Origin of the sequence: Acinetobacter tianfuensis, from assembly GCF_003611465.1 — a bacterium.
Lineage (GTDB): Bacteria > Pseudomonadota > Gammaproteobacteria > Pseudomonadales > Moraxellaceae > Acinetobacter > Acinetobacter tianfuensis.
This window is the reverse complement of the sequence record NZ_RAXV01000002.1, coordinates 89,298-109,861: the sequence shown is the minus strand read 5'-3', so window position 1 is coordinate 109,861 and position 20,564 is coordinate 89,298. Positions and strand designations below refer to the sequence as shown.

General features: G+C 42.3%; 20 protein-coding genes. 6 read left to right on the top strand and 14 right to left on the bottom strand.

Translation table 11 applies throughout. From position 1 onward, the window contains the following. Nucleotides 1-6: 6 nt before the first annotated feature. Nucleotides 7-1,179 carry a phospholipase A gene (locus tag D7V32_RS01955; protein ID WP_120401246.1) on the top strand — a complete coding sequence of 391 codons (1,173 nt, stop codon included), beginning with the start codon at nucleotides 7-9 and terminating at the stop codon, nucleotides 1,177-1,179. A 61-nt stretch (nucleotides 1,180-1,240) separates the two neighbouring features. Here the strand turns inward: D7V32_RS01955 and D7V32_RS01950 are convergent, their stop codons facing one another. Then, complete coding sequence (locus tag D7V32_RS01950) at nucleotides 1,241-2,578, bottom strand: TrkH family potassium uptake protein (RefSeq protein WP_120401245.1); 1,338 nt, start codon at nucleotides 2,576-2,578, stop codon at nucleotides 1,241-1,243. Nucleotide 2,579: 1 nt separating this feature from the next. Then, nucleotides 2,580-3,227 carry a potassium channel family protein gene (locus D7V32_RS01945; protein ID WP_120401244.1) on the bottom strand — a complete coding sequence of 216 codons (648 nt, stop codon included), beginning with the start codon at nucleotides 3,225-3,227 and terminating at the stop codon, nucleotides 2,580-2,582. Between the two features lie 273 nt (nucleotides 3,228-3,500). On the opposite strand from D7V32_RS01945, the gene D7V32_RS01940 reads away from it, so the two are divergent. Next, complete coding sequence (locus tag D7V32_RS01940) at nucleotides 3,501-4,046, top strand: hypothetical protein (RefSeq protein ID WP_120401334.1); 546 nt, start codon at nucleotides 3,501-3,503, stop codon at nucleotides 4,044-4,046. Between the two features lie 221 nt (nucleotides 4,047-4,267). Here the strand turns inward: D7V32_RS01940 and D7V32_RS01935 are convergent, their stop codons facing one another. Both D7V32_RS01935 and D7V32_RS01930 read right to left on the bottom strand, forming a co-directional pair. Then, entirely contained in the window at nucleotides 4,268-5,938 is a 1,671-nt protein-coding gene (locus D7V32_RS01935; protein ID WP_120401243.1) for an FMN-binding glutamate synthase family protein, read from the bottom strand. A gap of 469 nt (nucleotides 5,939-6,407) precedes the next feature. Next, nucleotides 6,408-7,409 carry a helix-turn-helix transcriptional regulator gene (locus tag D7V32_RS01930; RefSeq protein WP_120401242.1) on the bottom strand — a complete coding sequence of 334 codons (1,002 nt, stop codon included), beginning with the start codon at nucleotides 7,407-7,409 and terminating at the stop codon, nucleotides 6,408-6,410. 239 nt (nucleotides 7,410-7,648) lie between these two features. Between D7V32_RS01930 and D7V32_RS01925 the strand changes: the two genes are divergently transcribed. The 4 genes from D7V32_RS01925 to D7V32_RS01910 are packed head-to-tail and all read left to right on the top strand — an operon-like array spanning nucleotide 7,649 to nucleotide 11,344. Further along, entirely contained in the window at nucleotides 7,649-9,199 is a 1,551-nt protein-coding gene (locus D7V32_RS01925) for a circularly permuted type 2 ATP-grasp protein (RefSeq protein WP_120401241.1), read from the top strand. Nucleotides 9,200-9,220: 21 nt separating this feature from the next. Beyond that, on the top strand, nucleotides 9,221-9,817 hold the full coding sequence (locus D7V32_RS01920) for an alpha-E domain-containing protein (protein WP_120401240.1): 597 nt from the start codon (nucleotides 9,221-9,223) through the stop codon (nucleotides 9,815-9,817). Beyond that, nucleotides 9,814-10,599 (top strand): transglutaminase family protein, encoded by a 786-nt coding sequence (locus D7V32_RS01915; protein WP_120401239.1) that lies wholly within the window; start codon nucleotides 9,814-9,816, stop codon nucleotides 10,597-10,599. The genes D7V32_RS01920 and D7V32_RS01915 overlap by 4 nt, the downstream gene beginning before the upstream one ends. A 10-nt stretch (nucleotides 10,600-10,609) precedes the next feature. Beyond that, nucleotides 10,610-11,344 (top strand): proteasome-type protease, encoded by a 735-nt coding sequence (locus D7V32_RS01910; RefSeq protein WP_120401238.1) that lies wholly within the window; start codon nucleotides 10,610-10,612, stop codon nucleotides 11,342-11,344. Nucleotides 11,345-11,406: 62 nt separating this feature from the next. Here the strand turns inward: D7V32_RS01910 and alr are convergent, their stop codons facing one another. The 10 genes from alr to cyoC all read right to left on the bottom strand — a co-directional run bounded on the left by alr (nucleotide 11,407) and on the right by cyoC (nucleotide 20,563). Beyond that, nucleotides 11,407-12,480 carry an alanine racemase gene (gene alr / locus D7V32_RS01905; protein ID WP_120401237.1) on the bottom strand — a complete coding sequence of 358 codons (1,074 nt, stop codon included), beginning with the start codon at nucleotides 12,478-12,480 and terminating at the stop codon, nucleotides 11,407-11,409. Nucleotides 12,481-12,764: 284 nt separating this feature from the next. Further along, nucleotides 12,765-14,210 carry a replicative DNA helicase gene (gene dnaB, locus D7V32_RS01900; RefSeq protein ID WP_120401236.1) on the bottom strand — a complete coding sequence of 482 codons (1,446 nt, stop codon included), beginning with the start codon at nucleotides 14,208-14,210 and terminating at the stop codon, nucleotides 12,765-12,767. A gap of 227 nt (nucleotides 14,211-14,437) precedes the next feature. After that, nucleotides 14,438-14,884, bottom strand: a complete 447-nt coding sequence (gene rplI / locus D7V32_RS01895) for a 50S ribosomal protein L9 (protein ID WP_120401235.1) — start codon at nucleotides 14,882-14,884, stop codon at nucleotides 14,438-14,440. 9 nt (nucleotides 14,885-14,893) lie between these two features. Continuing rightward, nucleotides 14,894-15,121 carry a 30S ribosomal protein S18 gene (gene rpsR / locus D7V32_RS01890; RefSeq protein ID WP_004278792.1) on the bottom strand — a complete coding sequence of 76 codons (228 nt, stop codon included), beginning with the start codon at nucleotides 15,119-15,121 and terminating at the stop codon, nucleotides 14,894-14,896. Nucleotides 15,122-15,133: 12 nt separating this feature from the next. Then, the gene (rpsF, locus tag D7V32_RS01885; RefSeq protein WP_120401234.1) at nucleotides 15,134-15,520 is read right to left on the bottom strand and encodes a 30S ribosomal protein S6; all 387 of its coding nucleotides are present in this window, start codon (nucleotides 15,518-15,520) and stop codon (nucleotides 15,134-15,136) included. Between the two features lie 220 nt (nucleotides 15,521-15,740). Continuing rightward, nucleotides 15,741-16,490, bottom strand: coding sequence for a DUF3142 domain-containing protein (locus tag D7V32_RS01880; protein ID WP_120401233.1), 750 nt, complete (start codon nucleotides 16,488-16,490; stop codon nucleotides 15,741-15,743). A 6-nt stretch (nucleotides 16,491-16,496) separates the two neighbouring features. Further along, complete coding sequence (locus tag D7V32_RS01875; RefSeq protein WP_171407551.1) at nucleotides 16,497-18,617, bottom strand: hypothetical protein; 2,121 nt, start codon at nucleotides 18,615-18,617, stop codon at nucleotides 16,497-16,499. A gap of 110 nt (nucleotides 18,618-18,727) precedes the next feature. Then, nucleotides 18,728-19,606, bottom strand: coding sequence for a heme o synthase (cyoE, locus tag D7V32_RS01870; protein WP_120401232.1), 879 nt, complete (start codon nucleotides 19,604-19,606; stop codon nucleotides 18,728-18,730). Between the two features lie 10 nt (nucleotides 19,607-19,616). After that, nucleotides 19,617-19,946, bottom strand: a complete 330-nt coding sequence (locus D7V32_RS01865) for a cytochrome o ubiquinol oxidase subunit IV (RefSeq protein ID WP_171407554.1) — start codon at nucleotides 19,944-19,946, stop codon at nucleotides 19,617-19,619. Beyond that, nucleotides 19,943-20,563 carry a cytochrome o ubiquinol oxidase subunit III gene (gene cyoC / locus D7V32_RS01860; protein ID WP_120401230.1) on the bottom strand — a complete coding sequence of 207 codons (621 nt, stop codon included), beginning with the start codon at nucleotides 20,561-20,563 and terminating at the stop codon, nucleotides 19,943-19,945. Before cyoC ends, D7V32_RS01865 begins: the two co-directional genes overlap by 4 nt. Nucleotide 20,564 lies beyond the last annotated feature (1 nt).

The following is a 20,564-nucleotide window of genomic DNA, read 5'->3' as shown; positions in this document are numbered from 1 at the left end:
AATGCTATGACGTTCAGTGATCCAGCCGCAAAATCCTTAAAGTTGGGATTGGCGCTGTCTGCTTTAACAGCAGCGGCACAGGTACAGGCGCAAGTATCTGCGCCTTTGCCTGAGGCAACCGTCCAGCCTGCATCTGCACAGGCCTGTGCAGCTTTAGAATCAAGTGTAGACCGTTTGTCTTGCTATGATGCTCTATTTAAGCCGCCTGTGCCGGCAGCAGATGCTGCTTTGGTTTCTGAACGTCAAGCTGCGCAAGAAATTAAGCCTGAAGCCACTGAAAAGTTGAGCTTAAAAGATAAAATCAGCAATGCATTGTCTGAACGTTTATTTGCCGTAGAGGCGCCAAAACTTAGCCCTGAGCTGTCTTTATTGGACCGCCGCTGGGAATTGGCGCCAGACAGCAAATTGGGCACGTGGAATATTCGTGCGTATCAGCCGGTATATTTGCTGCCAGGCTTTTGGACTTCAGATAAAAATGAGCGTCCAAGCAGTTTAAATCCTGAAAATAGTGTCAGCAGTGCTGATGAAACCCGCTTAAAATCTACTGAAGCGAAATTTCAGCTGTCTTTGAAAACCAAAGCGGTTGAAAACTTATTTGGCGACAATGGTGATATCTGGTTGGGTTATACGCAGTCTTCACGCTGGCAGGTATATAACGAAGATGAGTCTAGACCCTTTCGTGAAACCAACTATGAACCTGAAGCAAGTTTAGTGTTCCGCACAAACTACGAATTATTCGGTTTAAATTGGCGCATGATGGGCCTAACGTTTAACCATCAGTCAAATGGCAGTTCCGATCCATGGTCACGCAGCTGGAACCGTATCATGCTGAATTTAGGGTTTGAGCGGGATAATTTCGCGTTAATGCTGCGTCCTTGGTATCGTTTAGATGAAGATCTGCCCGATGATAATAATCCAGATATTAAGGATTATATCGGCCGCGGCGATATGACGGCATTTTACCGCTGGAATGATCATGAGTTCAGTTTGATGCTGCGGCACTCTTTAAAAGGCGGCGATGATTCGCATGGCGCAATGCAGTTTGACTGGTCTTTTCCAATCAGCGGCAAGCTGCGCGGCACATTGCAGTTGTTTGACGGTTATGGTGAAAGCCTGATTGATTATAACCATCGCGCAACTTATATCGGTGTCGGTGTATCTCTAATGAACTGGTATTGAACATACTTGTTTAGATGCTCAAAACCCGCGCCTAGGCGCGGGTTTTTGTTATGCCAGAAAATTAACCAATTTGAATATCTGCAGGCGGGTGTTTTAGACGGCTCTTCTTAGGCGTTGCAATCAGATAGGCAAGTGTCAGCGGCCCTAAGCGTCCTGCAAACATCAGCAGCATCAGTACACATAAGCTTGCCGGCTGCAGTTCACCTGTAATGCCGCGGGATAATCCTACAGTACAGGCTGCAGAAACTGCTTCAAATGCTAAATCTAAGAAGTCTTGCTTCGGTTCGAGAATCAGTAAGCTTAAAACACCGCTAAAGATCAGCATAACAGTAATAAATACGACTGCCAGCGCTTTAAATGAAGTCACTTTAGACACCGAATGATTAAATATGCGCAGTTCGTCTTGGCGGCGCAAAAAGGTAATCACACTCAGCACGACAATAATAAACGTACCGACTTTGATACCGCCTGCGGTGCTGAGAGAGCCGCCGCCAATAAACATCAGCATCATTGTGACTAAAGCAGAGGCATTGCTCATTTCCTCCAGCGGAATGCTGTTAAAGCCAGATGAACGGGGAACTGTTGCATGAAACCATGCATTTACCGCTTGATCGCCTAAAGACATTGCCGCAAGAGTATGCGGGTTATTGGCTTCTAAAGCCCAGATAATAAAAAAGGCGAGCAGGTTTAAGCCTGTTAAGGTGCTGAGTATTAATTTGCTATTGGTGCTGAGTTTGCGCCAGCTTTTTTTGCGCTTAATGTCCATGAGCACTAAAAAGCCAACGCCGCCAATGATATAAAGCATACTGATAGTAAAAGTGATGACGTATTGATCTGCAAAGCTCATTAAACTGTTTGGAAATAATGAAAATCCGCCATTATTAAAAGCAGAAACACTATAAAAAGCAGCATAAAAAAATGCTTTTGCAAAGTTATATTCTTCCATCCATGCAATGGTTAAAATAATGGTGCCAATGCCTTCAAAGAATAGGGAATACAGCAGTACACCTTTAATTGTCGCGGTGACATTGCTCAGGCTGGTTTCACCAATACTTTGCTGCGCCATGATCTGCTGTTTTAAACCAATTTTTGGTGCGAGACTCATAACAGCCAAAATCGCGAAGGTCATAAAGCCCAGACCGCCGCATTGCAGCAGCAGCATAATAATGACTTTGCCAAAAGTCGTGTAGGCTTCCCCAACATTGACGACAGACAAGCCTGTGATCGTGACTGCTGAGGTTGATGTAAACAGCGCATTCATCCAGCTGAGATGGCCATGATGAGCGATTGGAAGCTTAAGCAAAAAGGTTCCAATAATAATTAAGCTGAAAAAACCTAAGGCCAAAATACTTGGCGGACTTAGATTAATAGTTTGACGCTTTTTATTATGCAGTTTCATTTTATTTAAAATGCTTTGAGAGTCTGCGCAGCGGCTCGATTAAGCCTTCCACTACGATAATATCACCAGTTTGCAAAATCAGGTTTGGATCAATGCTGAATAGCAGCTCTTTACCGCGTTTATGCAGCAAGGTGCGTACATCGGTTTGATCCATCAGCTGATTAAAGCGCAGCCCATTTTGTGACTCGCTGATTTGAACTTTAACAATATAATGATCATCTTCGAGCACCATATAGCGGCTGACCATCGGATAACTGAGAGAGTGCGCTACACGCACTCCCATGTCTTCTTCGGGATGAATAATTTTAGTCACACCTAAATGTGTCAGAATCATATGATGTGCTTTAGATTTCGCTTTAACCCAAATTTTTTTCAGGCCTAAATTTTTTAAATGCAGCACACATAAAATACTGGCTTCAATATCTTCACCAATCGCGACAACTGCGGCATCACAATTTTGTATATTCAGTTCATTTAAAACATGCTCATCGGTAGCGTCTGCTATCACGGCATGGGTCAGCTGGTCAGCAATATTTTCGACATATTTTTTGTTTGAGTCGATGCCAATGACATCATGCTTTAAGCCGATGAGCTCTGTTGCAACAGTTGCGCCAAAACTGCCTAAACCAATGACTGCAAATTGCCCCATAGCTGTTCCTTTTTCATATCTGTAATCGATTTGATCATACTATCAATATGTTAACGTGTTCTTATAGCCGCGGCTATTTGGCTTGAGTAATGATTTGAAAATTGATCCTATATTATGAAGTAAAACCGCGCTCAGTATCGTATTTTAAGTCATATTGATGCCGTACTTCTGCGTGAGTCTACTGTCATCATTTCTTCAAATGCATGCGCTATATTGCCTAAAAAACAGTTTGTTTGATCTTTGATATAATTTTAGCCTTTAAGAATGACCGCAATGAATGATAAAAAGATTTATAAATGGCTGCAGGCATGGTTTCCAGAGCTGGATTATAAAAAAGTGCCAAAAGAGAAGCAGCGCCGTGACTTTGAACATTTTAAGGCATGGATGGTAGTGGAAAAGGGCGGTAAAAAAACACGTTCATTTTTAATGTCTGTGCATCCAGCACGGCTGCAAAATAATACGGTGGCCAGCAGTGCTGTCTTGCAAGACTTAAATCTGAATTTAGATAAAATGCATTTTGAGCTTATACAAGCTATACAGCCCATACTTGTGCACTATGAATTAAACCAGCAGAACATTGGGAAAAATTATGCGGTGCATGAGCAGGCGGCAGAAATGCTGCTATCAAGAATTTATCAGCTGCTGAAAGAAAAAAAATTGAAAATGCTGCTGATTTATGCAGATCAGTATTATTGGATTGCTGTACCAGAGCATGCGGAAAAGGTAAATAAGTTCTGTAAAAAGTTTGAAAAACAATTTAAGGCCGATGATGTCCGTATTGAGCTGTTTGCTCTGCAAGATTGCCTGCAATCGACTTAGGTGTTGGACGCAATGAAAGTATTATATTTTTTAAGATTATTTACCCTGATTTAGGGAGGCGAGCGTGTACTTTTGACAGACCAAGAGTAGCCTAAAGCCGCTGTTCCCCATACACAACGTTTTGTTGTGATGGGGAGAGTGCAATCCTTACCATACCTGCACGTCTTAAATCAACCAAACTTAAAGGTGGAGCCGTGATCTAAAGACCGCTTTCTAAACCATTAAAATTGATCTGCGCGGGCTAAGTTCCACATGCGGTAATAAAAGTTTTCATCATCTTTATTTTCACAATGCTGTAGTTCACCGTCTTTTAACCAAAAATGCAGCTGAGCATAGTTTTTGATTTCACGGTCATTAATACGCTGCGCCAAATGATGAGCTTTTAAATCGGCAGGATGTTTCAAACCTGCAGAGGCAATCATTTCTGAGAGGCCGAGCAACGTATTTTTATGGTAATTATAAACCCGCTCTGCTTTGGTCGGCACATGAATTGCTTTTTGGCGGTCAGGATCTTGGGTTGCAACGCCTACAGGGCATTGGTTGGTATGGCAGCTTTGCGCTTGAATGCAGCCCACAGCAAACATAAAGCCGCGGGCAGAGTTAATCCAGTCTGCACCTATGGCCATTGTACTGGAAATATCAAAGGCGCTGATAATTTTGCCGCTCGCGCCAATTTTAATTTTATCGCGCAGACCAGCGCCAACTAAGCTGTTGTGTACAAAGAGCAAGCCTTCCCGCAGCGGCGTGCCGACATGATTGATTAATTCAACTGGCGCTGCGCCCGTACCGCCTTCAGAACCGTCGACAACGATGAAGTCGGGTAAAATATTGGTTTCCAGCATTGCTTTAACAATTCCCATGAATTGCCAAGGATGGCCAATACAGAGTTTAAAGCCGACTGGTTTGCCGTTTGACAGCTCACGAAGCTGCTGTATAAATTGCAGCAGCTCTTTGGGAGTGCTGAATGCAGAGTGGCTCGATGGAGAAACGCAGTCATGTTCACGGCTGACACCGCGGATTTGTGAGATTTCTGCTGAAATTTTGTCTTTGGGCAGAATGCCGCCGTGGCCAGGTTTTGCACCTTGTGACAGTTTAATTTCAATCATTTTCACTTGCGGGATTTTAGCCTGTTCTGTAAAACGTACAGGGTCAAATTTACCCTCTAGGGTGCGGCAGCCAAAATATCCGCTGCCAAGTTCCCAGACAATATCACCGCCATTTTCCAAATGGTAAGGGCTGATGCTGCCTTCACCTGTGTCATGGTAGAAACCGCCCATTTGTGCGCCTTTATTCAGTGCGCGAATCGCATTTGCACTTAGACTGCCAAAACTCATTGCAGAAATATTCATAATGGATGCGCTATAAGGCTGCGAGCATTGCGGCCCGCCGATGGTGATGCGGAAATCTTTAGGATCGGCTGGTTTGCATGGTGTCATTGAATGGGTGATAAAGCGGTAGTTGTCTTGGTAGACATCTAAAATAGAACCGAAAGGCTTATCGGCGTTCTCATTTTTAGCGCGCTGATAAACTAAACTGCGCTGCATGCGGGAAAATGGCAGGGCATCTTGATCAGCCTCAATGAAGTATTGGCGTATTTCTGGACGGAACTCTTCAAACAGAAAGCGGAAATGCCCCATAATCGGGTAGTTTTTTAAAATTGAATGTTTATTTTGCAGTACGTCATACAAGCCAACTGCACTCAGTATAGCTGTAATAATCCATATGCTGTTGAGCAGAGTTTCTGAAATAAAATAATGTAAATAATGCGGCTTATATCCAATATGAATAGACGTTATAAACAGCGCAATGATGATGCAGGCAAACCAAATAGAGTGGCGCGAAAAAAAAGTATTCAGTAATTTATGCCGTATGGCTTGAGTGGTATCAGTCATGAGGGATTTTATCCAAAGGCCTCAAAACTGTTAATTTGACGATTTGTTAATCAATTAACAAGTGGTAATTTGTTGATTCAATGTTGTTTTAGGCATCTTTTGCACCTGTGTTGGCGGATAGATAAGTTCAGCAGAAATTCAGTTTAAGCCTACTTTTGCTATATAAAGCAGTTCTTGTGATTTCACAGCCGAAATTTTTGAGCTTATATTGAAGTTGCTTTTATCGAGGGAGCTAAAATATGACGAAAAAAAGTATTCACTTTAATGATGCTGATTTAGCATGCCAATGCTGAATTTTCCTTTGAACTTTAACATAAAATTAGCCGTACAGCATGAAGCGGGGAGCATAGCTGCATGCTGTACTTATATTTAGCCCTTAACGAGAACAATAGCAAAAATATATTTAAAAGATTATCAGTCCCTATATTGGGACTCTTTTTTGCCGTAATGAACAAGTAAAGCTGTCTCATTAAGGGGATTCAATTTGCTGAACTGCTTTAGCAACATTTTCAGGCTCAATATGCATAATGCGTTTGCCAAAACTGCGCAGCCACCAGACCAGCTGTGAGGTATAAGGTACGGTGGCGCTAATCAGCACGCTGCCGTCTTCTTGTTTCTGCATTTGCTGATCGAGGCTAAGCTGAGACTCTTCAAAGAAACCAGCCTCCTGTTCATTCATGGTCAGCTTTAATTCAATGTTTTCGGTTGGCTGATTGAAATCTACACGGAAACCTAATGCGCCAGACTCAATATAAGCGTCTATGTCAAAATTCACAGGGTGCAAAGCGCGTGAGTTTAAGACTGCCGCTGACTTGAAACGGTGCAAAGCGAAGGTTTGAATGTCTGTTTTATCGTGGCGTGTACAGACCAGATAAATAACCGCACCTTTTTGAACCAGCGCCAGCGGATTAAGAATATAAGTTTTTTCTTCGCTTTGAATACTGCGCCTTTGATAGATGCATTCTAGCTGTTTGTCTTGCAGCAGGCCCTCATAAATAGCCTGCTGTGAGTTTTTTTCTACTACTGGCGGGATCAGCGGCTGGCTTGCTGGAACGATGCGTACGCGGTTAATCCATTGGCGTACGTTATTTTGTGTAGACAGGCTGCGCCGTGCAAGCTCAAACCAAGGATTCATTTCTTCAATTAGGCTTGGCGGCAGCAAATGCTTTAAATGTTCTTCGACCATCATAAAAGTGACAGCCTGAGAACTGGTCATATGCGGCAAGCTTTGTATAGGCGCATCTGCACGCCAGCGCCAGCCTTGAGGCGATGTTTTGCTGCTTTCTATAGGGAAACGCTGGGCAATTTGATTAAGGTCACGCTGAATGGTGCGCAGGCTGATGTCAATGCCTTCACGCACTAAGCTTTCCTGCAGTTCACGTGTGCCAATCCATTTGCCGCTAGGCAGGCGGGAAAGGATTTGCCATTGGCGGTATAGGCTGTTGGAGGTTTCTTTTTCTTGTGAAGACATAATTTGAAAATGAATAAAACTAAAATAATTGGTGTCGGCTACACAATAAAAAAACTGGCTTTAATGCGCAAGTCCTTGTGTTTAAAAAAACATCAAAACTATGAAACAAGTTGGAGCAAATTTTAACTTGTTATTGCTTTTAAAATGATCAATAAATGGATTTAGGCTGGCTGATACAAGCACTGGCATATTAATTGCTATTGTTTAACTGCAATGTATTACAAAGAAAAGAGGTTGGTATGCTTAAAGAAGATCTGCATGATACAGCTTCCAAACCTGTATTAGAAAGTTATACAAGTACAGTTAACAGCAGCAGAGCGGCAGTGGAAAAAGCGGCGGCTGTAAAATCATATTCATTATTTGAACATTTGCAATCTCACTTTTTTAATGAAATGCGTGATGACCGCGCCGTATCAGGTCAAGCTTGCCGGCAAATTGAACAATGGCTCTCTATGCATAGTCTGGATGAGCTAAAAGCATTAAATCGCCGCGCTAAAGAACACTTTTTATATGAAGGGATTACTTTTAATGTTTATGGCGAGGCAGAAGGCGCAGCGCGTACTATTCCTTATGATTTGATCCCGCGGGTCATTGCAAAGAAGCAGTGGAATACGGTTTCTGCAGGCTGTGAACAGCGGGTTCGGGCTTTAAATATATTTTTAGACGACATTTACCATCGGCAAGCTATTTTGAAGTCTGGCCTTGTTCCAGAACTTCAAGTGCTCTCTCATGAAGCGTATCTGCCGCAGATGATGAACCATACATTAAAAGGAAAAATTTATAGTCAAATCAGCGGGGTCGACATTATCCGTGACGGTCAGGGCGAATTTTATGTACTTGAAGATAATTTACGGACACCATCGGGTGTGTCTTACATGATGGAGTCCCGTAAAATCAGTCAAAAGCTTATGCCCGAGCTGTGTGCAAACAGCAATATCTTAGGCATAGAGCAATATCCGTTGCTGCTCAAACAAATTCTTGCGGAAAATGCCTGCTCAGATCATCCATTCATTGTGGTGCTGACACCGGGACGCTATAACAGCGCATATTATGAACATGCCTTTTTAGCAAGAGAAATGGATGTTCCTTTAGTGACATCGCGTGACCTTTTTGTAGATAACGACACGGTTTATGTGAAAACACTCCGTGGCCGTCAAAAGGTTGATGTAATTTATAGGCGTTTAGATGACGATTTTCTTGATCCGCTGAGCTTTCGGCCTGACAGCACGCTTGGTGTTGCAGGACTCATGTCGGCATACCGCCAGCAAAATGTCATCATTGCCAATGCCCCTGGTACGGGAGTCGCTGACGATAAATCAATTTATCCTTATGTGGATAAAATGATTCAATTTTATTTGGGTGAACAGCCTATTTTGAAAAATGTGCCGACATATCAATGCCGTGAAAAAGAAGACTTGGATTATGTGCTGGCTCATCTGGAGCAGCTGGTTGTTAAAGAGGCGCAAGGTTCGGGCGGTTACGGCATGCTGATTGGCCCTAAAGCATCTGAGCAGGAAATTGCGGAATTCCGTAAGAAACTAACTGCAGCGCCGCAGCGCTATATTGCTCAGCCTACTTTAGATTTATCCGTATGTCCGACGCTTACTCCGCATGGTGCGGCTGAACGGCATATTGATTTACGGCCATTTGTACTCAGTTCGCCATACCGTACTGAAATTGTGCCGGGCGGTTTGACCCGAGTTGCGATGCAAGCAGGTTCTTTGGTGGTGAACTCATCACAAGGCGGCGGAATTAAGGATACGTGGGTTGTAGATAATCTGCACTCATAGAACTCCAGAAAGGAAGGATATATGCTTTTATTAAATTCGAATGCTGAACAAATTTTCTGGTTAGGGCGCTATTTAACAAGAATTCAGTATTTATGCAGTCAGTATCCGTTTCAGTCGAATGATGACGCTTTGGCGTATGCACATGCATTCTGTTTGCCTGCTTATGATGCAAGTTCCTTAAATGAAATGGTGCTGGACGCTCAGCATCCGGCTTCATTTTCGCATCAATTTGAATATGCGCTGGGCAATATTCAAGAATTGCGGGCAGTGCTCAGTGCACGTGCTTATGCAGAAATGAACCTCTTGATTAAGAATGCGAATGAAAATTGCAGTTATATTTGTGATGTGGCTGGAGACTGCCAAGATGTTTTAGAAGGCGAGTCTGAATTGGTATTTTTATTTTTCAGTTTGGGGCAGGCGGTGGAAGAGCTCGACCGTCAGCTGCGCTTAATGCAGGATGAAACAGCGACTTTAGCCAAGGTTGGCCACATTACAGCATCTTTGGCAGGTATGGGTCTAAATGCCTTGCAGGATGCTTGGCTGCAAGTTCAGGAAGACGGTGCAAATGTGTATCACTTTTATGATTCGATTCAATCTTTATTTGAGGCTGACGCATGAAGCTGATGGTGAATCATCAAACGCATTATAGTTATTCGGACAGCGTCAACAGCAGTATTCAATATATCCGCATGACGCCATCGAGCAATGCAAATCAAACAGTTCATCACTGGGCGGTAAGTGTGCCCGGCCAGTCTATAGTGAAACAGGATGCGTTTGATAACATTTGGCTGACCAGCTCACAGCGTGAGCCATACAGTCAAATGACCATCATGGCTCAGGGTATTGTAGAACTGAACCTCAATAATCAGTTTGGCATTGAATCTGATGGCTTAAATCCAGCGCTGTTTCTGCAGCCAACAGAAAGCACTGTATGTACTGAGGATATGCAAGCCTTTGCGCATGCACATGTTCCTGCCGTGAATCATCATTATTTAATGCAGCTGTCTGAAGCGATTTTGCAATATATTCCTTATGTGCCATCCAGAACATCGGTGCAGACTTCTGCTGCAGACGCTTTTTATAAGCGCGAAGGTGTCTGTCAGGATCATAGCCATGTTTTTATTGCAATGTGCAAATACTTAGGCATTCCAGCCCGCTATGTGTCTGGTTATTTATTTGTACCGCAAACAGTCCATTTGGCAAGTCATGCTTGGGCTGAGGTATTTTTAAACAATGCGTGGTATTGTTTTGATACCAGTAATCAACTGTTTGCGCCAAATTCGCACATTTATGTGGCGATTGGCCGTGATTACTGGGATGTTGCTCCCGTGCGCGGAGTGCGGGAAAAAGGAGGCATTGAGTCGATGAGCTCAATTGTCCAAGTTCTCCGCTGTTCATAAAGGATTCAAGATGACTTATTGTTGTGCAATGCGGCTACAGGACGGCATGGTGTTTATCAGCGACACCCGCACCAATGCAGGGGTGGATCATATTTCTGTATTTCGCAAGCTGTATACCTTTGGTGTAAGCAATGAACGTTTTATTGTGATACAGACCTCAGGCAATTTAGCCACAACACAAGCGGTGATCGGTCATTTGCAAAATCAGCTGGAGTTGAAGCTGGAGCCAAATTTATACAGCTTAAACACCATGTTTGAAGTGGCTGAATTGGTTGGACATACTTTAAGAAAAGTTATAGCGGATGTTACTTCAGATACGGTTGAGCAGAGTAATTATTTTTGCAGCCTGCTGGTGGGCGGACAAATCGGCGGTGCGGAAATGCAGCTGTATAATATTTATCCGCAAGGGAATTTTATTTGTGCAACATCAGATACACCATATTTTCAAATTGGTGAAAGTAAATATGGCAAGCCAATTTTAGACCGTACCTTGCGTTATGACATGCCGCTGGATGAGGCAATGCGATGCAGCCTGATTTCCTTTGATTCCACAATTCGTTCGAATGTATCGGTTGGAATGCCGCTGGATGCTTTGATTTATAAAAAAGACAGTCTGGTTATACCAAACGGCAAGCGCATTTATGAAGAAGACCCATATTTTACCATGATCAGTAAGGGCTGGTCTGAGGCATTGCGTCAGGGTTTAATTGAACTGGCTAAACCAGACGAAGATTATTTTCAATAATTGTGTACGCCGAAAAATAAAAAGCCTTGCAGGTTGCAAGGCTTTTTATACTAGAGGATGCTTTAAGTCAGCTTGCGCTGCGGGCGTGCGCTCATGCGGCAAAGCAATTCATAGCCAATGGTGCCATTGGCTTCAGCAACATCGTCAACAAGGCAGTCTTTACCCCAAAGTTCTACAATAGTACCAAGAGGCGCATTTAAACCTGTAACATCAATTGCAATCATGTCCATTGCCACACGGCCAATTACACGAGTTCTCTTGCCTGCAATAGACACATAATTTTGTTTAGGAAATGCGCGCGGGTAGCCATCGCCATAGCCAATAGAAACAATAGCCAATTCCATATTTTGTTCAGCGACAAAAGTTGAACCGTAACCGACAGATTCACCAGCTTGAATTGTATTTAAAGCAATAATTTCAGCTGTAAAAGTCATGACCGGTTTAAGGTTCAGTTCATGTACAGATTTGTCTGCAAATGGTGTAGCGCCATATAGCATGATGCCGGGACGTACAAAGTCAAAGTTCAGTTCAGGCCATTTAAAAATAGCAGCTGAGTTGCAGCAAGAAGCCAAAATAGGCGCGCAGGCTTGTTTAACCTGTAAGAACTGATCACGCTGCTGTTCATTCAGCGGGTGATTGCCGGCATCTGCATTGGCAAAGTGCATCGCCAGTACACAAGTAAAGCCTTCAGCTTTAAGTGTGTTAATCACATCAATAATTTCAGGTACTTTAAAACCTAAACGATTCATGCCGCTGTTCAGTTTGACCCAGACTTTTAATTCTTTCGCGATATAAGCGTCTTTATGCGCGCGCAGCCATTCAAGCTGAGGCTGATGATGCACGATAACTTCAATATTATTTTCTACGGCGGCAGTCATTTCATCCGCGCTGAATATGCCTTCAATCAGTGTAATCGGCTGCTGATAGCCTAATTCACGAATTTCTAAAGCTTCTTCTAAGCAGGCAACACCGAAGGCATCAGTTTCTTTTAAGGCTGCTAAGCAGTCTTTAACACCGTGTCCGTAAGCATTGGCTTTGACCATGCTGACAATTTTAGCAGTTGGGGCAAGTTGTTTGACGCGGTTTAAATTATATTGAAGTGCAGATTGATCAATATAGACGGTAGCTTGGCGCACCCTAATAACTCCTTAGGATTGGTTTGCACGGTATGACAGTGAAACAGCCATACATGTAAAGCCATGAAAATACATTTGACCCGCAAGTTTACGCTAATTTTGATAAAAACACAGGCTGAATCCAGCAGGCAGGGCCTATTGTAGTCAATTTTGCTTTGTACAGCGCAGTTCGATGTAATTGGAAATACTGGCAGGATTGAGTTTTTAAATTGGTTTTAAGGCTATTGTATGTATCTATTCTAAAAAATCATGAAAAAAGCAGGCTTAAGCCTGCTTTATAGAATTTACTCGTCATCATCAAATTGAGCGTAGAACTCAGGTGATAGGTTGCTGAAACGCGTATATTGACCCTCAAAAGCAAGGCGCACTGAGCCAATAGGACCATTACGCTGTTTACCGATGATAATTTCAGCTGTGCCAGCTTCTTTAGATTCTTTGTTATAGACTTCATCACGGTAAATAAACATGATTAAGTCGGCATCCTGCTCGATTGCGCCAGATTCACGTAAATCCGACATGACAGGGCGTTTGTTTGGACGGTTTTCCAGAGACCGGTTTAACTGGGAAAGTGCAATAACAGGACACATCATTTCTTTTGCTAAAGCTTTTAAGCTTCGTGAAATTTCTGAGATTTCACCTACCCGGTTATCGCCCATACCCGGCACTTTCATCAGCTGCAAATAGTCGACCATAATGCAGCCGAGTTTACCGCCGTGCATTTTTGCAATACGCCGTGCACGTGCGCGTACCTCTGTTGGCGGCAGGGCTGATGAGTCATCAATATAAAGCTTCTTTTCTTGCAGCTGTAAAATCGTACCTGTGACTTTGGACCATTCATCGCCATCTAATTTGCCTGAACGTAAATGTCCTTGATGTACTTTGCCGTATGAGGAAATCAGACGCATTGCGATAGAGTCTGCAGGCATCTCCATGGAATAAACCAGAGCAGGCAAGTCATTATTAAACAAGACACTTTCGACCAAATTCATCGCAAAAGTGGTTTTACCCATAGATGGACGCGCAGCGACAATAATTAAGTCGCCAGCCTGCATGCCTGAGGTTTTATTGTCAAGTTCGACAAAGCCAGTTGTTAGTCCAGTAATGCTGCCTTCCATTTGCGACAATTCGTTTAATTTGTCAAAAACGTCAGCAACAACGGTGTTGATTGCTTTTGGGCCTTGCGCTTTGGCATTGTTATTATGCTGTTCGGCAATAGAGAAAATATTGGTTTCTGCTAAATCTAAAATTTCACTGACTGTACGGCCTTTGGTGTCATACGCATTTTGTAGAATTTCAGAGCTGACTTTAATCATGCTGCGTAAAGTCGAAAATTCTTTAATTTTGGCCGCATAGGTTTCTAGGTTATAGAAACTTGAAGGAGAGTCAGCCATCAGCTGCATCAGATATTCTTCACCGCCAACAGCTTCGAGCAAATTTTGCTTAGTGAGCCAGTCATGTACCAATACTGCATCATAAGGCGAGTTGTCTTTAGACAGCTGATCAATGGCGCGGAAAATATATTTATGGCGTGTTGCGTAAAAGTCGCTTTCAACAAGCGTATCGCCGACTTGTTCAAAAGATTCAGCAACCGTCATAAGCGCTGCAAGCACTGCTTGTTCAATCGCAAGGTTATGCGGAGGCGTGCGGAACTCTTTGAGTTGGCCTGACTCTGCGCTGTTTGCATTTGATTGGGCTGTATTTTGTTTTGTGCTGGCATTTGCCTGAGACATATATATTCCGTTTTACAGTCTATGCTAAAGGGGAAATGAAAATATTAGCTGCGGTTACATTTACAGCAGCAAAGCCAATTTATAATACGCTTTTTAGGCGCAGAATACGATGAGCTTGAAAAGCAATACATTTCATTCGGCGGCTTTAGCCATAGTCATTGCGTGTGAACAAAATTTTTAGATAAAAAAAGAGCATGCTTGCGCATGCTCTTTTTTTTGGCGAGAAATTACTCAGCTACGATAGTAACTAGAACTTCTGCAACAACATCATGGTGCAATTGGATTGCGATGTTGAATTCACCAGTGTGACGAAGCGCGCCATTTGGAAGACGTACTTCTGCACGGTCTACTACTAGACCAGCATTTGTCAACGCGTCAGCGATGTCACGAGTACCGATAGAACCGAATAGCTTACCTTCGTCACCAGCTTTAGCAGTGATCACGATGTTAACTTCGTTCAATTGGTCAGCACGTGCTTGAGCAGCAGCTAAAACTTCAGCTTCAGCTTTCTCAAGTTCTGCACGACGAGCTTCAAAAGCAGCAGTGTTAGCTTCAGTTGCAGCAACAGCCTTACCTTGAGGGATAAGGAAGTTACGGCCGTAACCAGCTTTAACTGAAACTTTGTCACCTAGTTTACCTAGGTTCTTAATGCGTTGTAATAAGATAATATCCACAGCTCAACCTCACTTATGATTGTCAGTGTAAGGGATCAAAGACAAGTAGCGAGCTTGTTTAATAGCTAGCGCTAATTGACGTTGGTAACGAGCTTTAGTACCTGTAATACGGCTAGGAACAATCTTGCCGTTTTCAGTGATGTACTGTTTTAAAGTGTCGATATCTTTGTAGTCGATGTACGTAACGTTCTCAGCTGTAAAGCGGCAGAACTTGCGACGACGGTAAAAACGTGCCATTTAGTGTTCTCCTTATGCTTCAGCAGAGTCTTGAGCTTGTTGTGCTTCTTCACGTTGAGCTTTACGCGCACGTTTTTCTTCAGCACTCTTAGCCAATAAAGACTCTTCAGTGATAGCGTTTTCACGACGGATGATAAGGCTGCGAATGATTGCATCGTTGTAACGGAACAATTCTTCTAGCTCATCAAGAGTAGTTTGACCACACTCAACATTCATAAGAATGTAGTGAGCTTTGTGGATCTTGTTGATTGGGTAAGCCAATTGACGACGGCCCCAGTCTTCAAGACGGTGGATTTGACCATCAGCTTCTTTGATTTGTGAAATATAGCGTTCAACCATACCCACAACTTGATCGCTTTGATCTGGGTGTACTAAAAGTACGATTTCGTAATGACGCATTGTCAGCTCCTTACGGTTTAAACAGCCCCCAACGTAATTGTTAGAAGCAAGGAGTCATAACTATGAAATAGTTATGCCGCAGTGTATGCGAGGCACAGATTTTAGTGGGTTTGCTGTTGGAATACAAGGCATTCATTTAAAAAGCATGTATTTTTTATGGTTTTAGCATAAGTGGGGCTGTTGTTTGTATAGATGCATTGGCAGATCTGTCTTGATATTTTTAATGAGGCGCTTCACGCAGCAAAAAAACAATATAGCCTTTAAAATAAGGATTATCTTTAAAATCAATATTTCTATCCCATTGACCATGTTGTACCAAGCCAATTTTAAAGGGTAAGTTTAGCGCAGAAATCTTGCTTAAATATGCGCGATAATGCGGAATGGTTGTGGAGCCTTGATAAGTTTGAATCGCAATTTCATCAATGCTGTTTCGAAATAACTGAAGCGTTTTTGTATTTTGAAGATTACTCCAGTCCATCAGTCCAGTAATGCTTAACTTGTATTTTTGAGGCAACTGAGATCTAAGCTGTGTAAGAAACAAAGCATAATCGTGTAGATTTTTCGTTTGAGCATCAAAATCTATTTGAATGCCTTCAATATTGCTTCCCATATTTTCCCAGCGTTTAATGCGCTTCAATATATTATTGAATTCATTGTTGTTCCAATTCAAATGATGATTGCGATAGACCAGCCATATTTTTTGATGCGGCATGCTCATTGGAGCAATTCCTTGTACGGTAAGTACGGACTGTTTGGTATTTTGGTCGAGATGAATATTGCCCTGAAGTATATAGAGTTCTTTGGCTTGACTGAGGTAGGGGGCAGATTTGATATTGCCCCAAATCCAAAATGAATCGTAGCTATTGGCATTGATATATTCACTTGCCTGAGCAGATTGATTTGGCTTACATGCAGTCAGGGCAAATATGCAGCACAAAATTATACAAACTGCTGTTAGCCAAGCTTTCATTTTACATTACCAATAGTATTTCAGTGATTTGGCCCAGTTGGTCTCTGGATAATCACGCTTAATTTGATCAAACCATTGTTTGCGCGCAGATTTAGCAACGTCAGCATCCTGACAGTCATTCATTCCGCCTGGTGAATAACACATGATTGCACGGTACAGTGCATAGGCTTTTAAATCGGCATTGGAAGATGATTTGATTATATTTTTATAGATCTGACCGCGTGCGAAGATTGGCCCTTGAAAGGTACTGTGCTGTTTTTCATTTTCTGTGATATCGCTTAAGCGGTAAGCTTTATCTGAACGCATATATTCACCTAGACAGAGCCCTAAGCTCAAGTCTTTTGGCGCAATTTGCAGTTTTTGAGTGAGGCTATAAAGATCTGGACAGCTGAATTTTGAGTTTATGGTTGAACCTTTCCAGACAAAATTTCCCAATGGCGGCTGTTTTTTATAAGACGTGTAGTCGTTGTCATTAAAAACATATTGCGCGGCATTTTTGGGGAGTTGTGTGTAGGCTTGATTAAACAGAGCATAGTTTTGATGAATCAGCGATTTTTCTAACACTGTATTCAGCGCCAGATTTTTTTGATCTTCACTTGCAGATTTGTCCTGCACAATGTGCATTAAGCTGTGTTCGTTGGCCTGTTCTGTAATGAAGCTGCGTTGTAGAAAACGTGCTTTAATTTTTGAATTTTCGTCTGCAAAAAAGCTGGCATTTTGCTGCTTGGCATAATATGGATACAGCATAAGCTCAAACAGTCCACGTTGCTCTGGGCTTTTTGCTTTAGTTAGCAAGTTTTCCCAATATTGCTGCGTATTTGCAGATTGTCCGGCTTTTTCCATAATCCGGCCTTTGAGCAATATTTGACTTAGTGCTAGATAATGATTGGAGTTGCCAGCTTGAGGGTTGGACAAATAACTTAAGGCTTCATTTGGTTTGTTTTGCACATAAAATAAATGAGTAGCCTGTAAATATTGGAAGAGTTCAGGTTGCGTTTTAAATACAGCTTTTTGGCTGTTTAATTCGCTCCAGCTCATTACGCGGTCTTCAGCCGACTCAGGTTTTCGCATTTGCATTAAATCATATATAGCCAGTAAGAAAGGATCTTTTAAATACTGCGCTTTGAATAATGAGGACTGGAAAACATGACGGTCAATTTCATAGGCCAAATTATTTATTTCTAAATTATAAAATGGTGATTTTGGATTGTTGATTTGCCAAGTGAGCTCATTGACCAGTAACTGCTGCTGTCCACCGATCCAGTAACAGCGGCGGAGCAGACCGCGCGCGCTGGCTGCATATCGGCCCGATGGATACAGTTTTAAATACTGGCAAATACTGTCATAGGTGTTTTTGAATAATTGCTGATTAATTTTGGACTGATCCAAATCGCCATATTCACCTAAGCCGCTTTGGTAGGTTTCGTTTAGGCTGCTACGAATCAGCATGTATTGCGCAGTTTCTTTAATCCATGGCTGATCCGCTGCAGCTAAAGCTGAATAAATCTTAGAGGCTGTGGAAAAGTTGGTATTGTAGAAGGCGATACTGCCATTTAAATATGAAGCAAATTGACGTGCAGTGACTGACCAATCGGGATTTACTGCAATCAAACTGATGTGGTCGTCGCAAGTTTTCAGTTGGCTGCGCGCTTTAATTAGAAAATCACGTTCAGTGCTGGACAGCTTTTTATCTGCTTTAACTTGCTGAGTAAAATCTTGATGGCTGTTCAAAATGGTGTTGCAGTATTCTGAATTTGAACTGTCTAGTGGTTTGTTGGGTTGTCGCGCATTTTTGGCTAAATTAATGGCGGATGCTGTTAGAGCTTTGGTTTCGAATGGAACAGTGCTTGACGATGTGTACCATAAAGTTTCAGTATCGGTGCCAAATTTTAATTTGGCTAAGCCTAAATCGCTGAGTAACAAGAGCATATTGACTTGGTTGTCATTGGCAGGTGTCAGCGCAGGAAGGGCATTACATGCGGTATATTCATTATTTTGAATCTGAGTTGCGGGTTCGCAATAGGTATCTGCGCCAGAAAAAGCATGTGTACTGTACATCAGTGCAAAAGGAAATGCAGAAACAGAAATAAAAAGGGACGTTTTAAAAGCTGTAGGGATTAATTTCATTATTGAGCGGTACGTTATTATTGTGTCCGCTATGGTAGCAATTAGAAAATAAGACTCAAGAATTTTTTAATGCGCATAAAGAAAAAAGATAGAGTAAAACTCTATCTTTTTTAAAACAGCGGTAAATGCGGTGCAGGAGAGGTGTAACTGAAACTGAAGCTGAAACTTAAAACAGTAATTAAAATCACTGAATATAAGAAATAGCGTTTCGCCCAAACCTGATCATTTTCAGCTTTAAAACCTATAATTGATAGATAAACCCAATATGCGCACATGGCATTGAAGGTCACTAAGAAGAATAAATTTGTATAGCCAAAACAATACAAACCATTTAATACCAATGCGAACAGAATAACGTAGATCAGGCTTTCAACCTTGGTACGCAACACTGAGCGGGCAACAGGTAAAATTGGAATGCCGGCATTTTTATAGTCATTAAAACGGTAGATGGCGATACCCCATGAGTGCGGCATTTGCCAAAGCGCATATGCTAAGAAAATTAGCAAAGCGGCAACGTCAAACTCATTTGCTACAGCCGTGTAGCCAATCACAGGAGGGCTTGCGCCAGAAATACTGCCGATCACGGTTTGGTGAATGGAAGTACGTTTGCTCCAAAGACTATAAAAAATTACATAAACCACAAAGCCAAGTACAGCAAAGCCAAAGGCATAGGCATTGACAAAAAACCAAAGTAAAGCAAAGCCAAATAATCCGAGCGCAGCTGAAAATGTCAGTGCAACAGAAGGGCTAATGGTTTTTTTGACTAATGCGCGGTTCATCGTCCGTTCCATCTTTTGATCGATGTCTTGATCAATAACGTTGTTGACGACACAGCCAGAAGCTACAACTAGAGTTGTACCAAGCAAAGTGATGAGAAGAAGAAGGAAATCTACAGATCCCTGAGCGGCTAAAAAGAAGCCGCCCAGAGTGGTAACGAAGTTACCAAAGAGAATTCCTGGCTTAGTCAGGAATAAATACTTTTTCAGCATGACAACCAGTTTAGATCATCATGTTGTAGTGTAAGTAGTTCATGATCCATACAGAACCAACCAATAAGATTGCAACTGTAAGAATTGTATAGATGAACGCAATAACATTCCAGCGCTGCTCTGAAGAAGAGTTCATGTGCAGGAAGTAAACTAACTGAACAAGAATCTGAGCAACAGCAGTAATCGCAATAACAGTCACTATAAGACCGCGGCTGAAACCGCCTGCCATAACCATACCGAATGGAATAACAGTCAGAAGAACCGACAGAATGAAGCCAATTGTATATTGCTTAGTATTACCGTGAGACGCGCCAGCAGAGTTATGATCGTGACTCATTATAGAACTCCCATTAAGTAAACTACGCTGAATACACAGATCCAAACGATGTCAAGGAAGTGCCAGAACAAGCTTAGGCAAGCAAGACGGCGCATATTGATCATAGTCAAACCATTTTTCTTGATTTGATACATCAATATGATCATCCAAACTAGACCAGAAGTTACGTGGATACCGTGCGTACCTACTAGCGTAAAGAACGCAGATAGGAAGGCGCTTGTGCTAGGTCCATGACCAGCGTGAACTAAATGATTGAATTCATAAAGTTCCATGCCGATGAAGACAGCACCAAATACCCAAGTAATACCTAACCAAGTTAATACCTTAGCAACATCTTTTTTGTATGCAGCAAGAACTGCAAAACCAAACGTTACAGAAGAGATCAAAAGAGCAAAAGTTTCAGTTAAAACGAAGCCTAAAGATTCGCCGAACAATTCTTTTGCGCTTGGAGTGCCAACTGGAACGTGGCTGCTTAATACAGCGAACGCGATGAAGAGTGTCCCGAAAAGGATCAAGTCACTCATCAAGTAAGTCCAGAAACCAAAGACAGTGATGTCAGTATCATCGTGATGATGATGTTCATCGTGTCCGTGGTTGTCGTGATGAAGTACTTCAGCCATT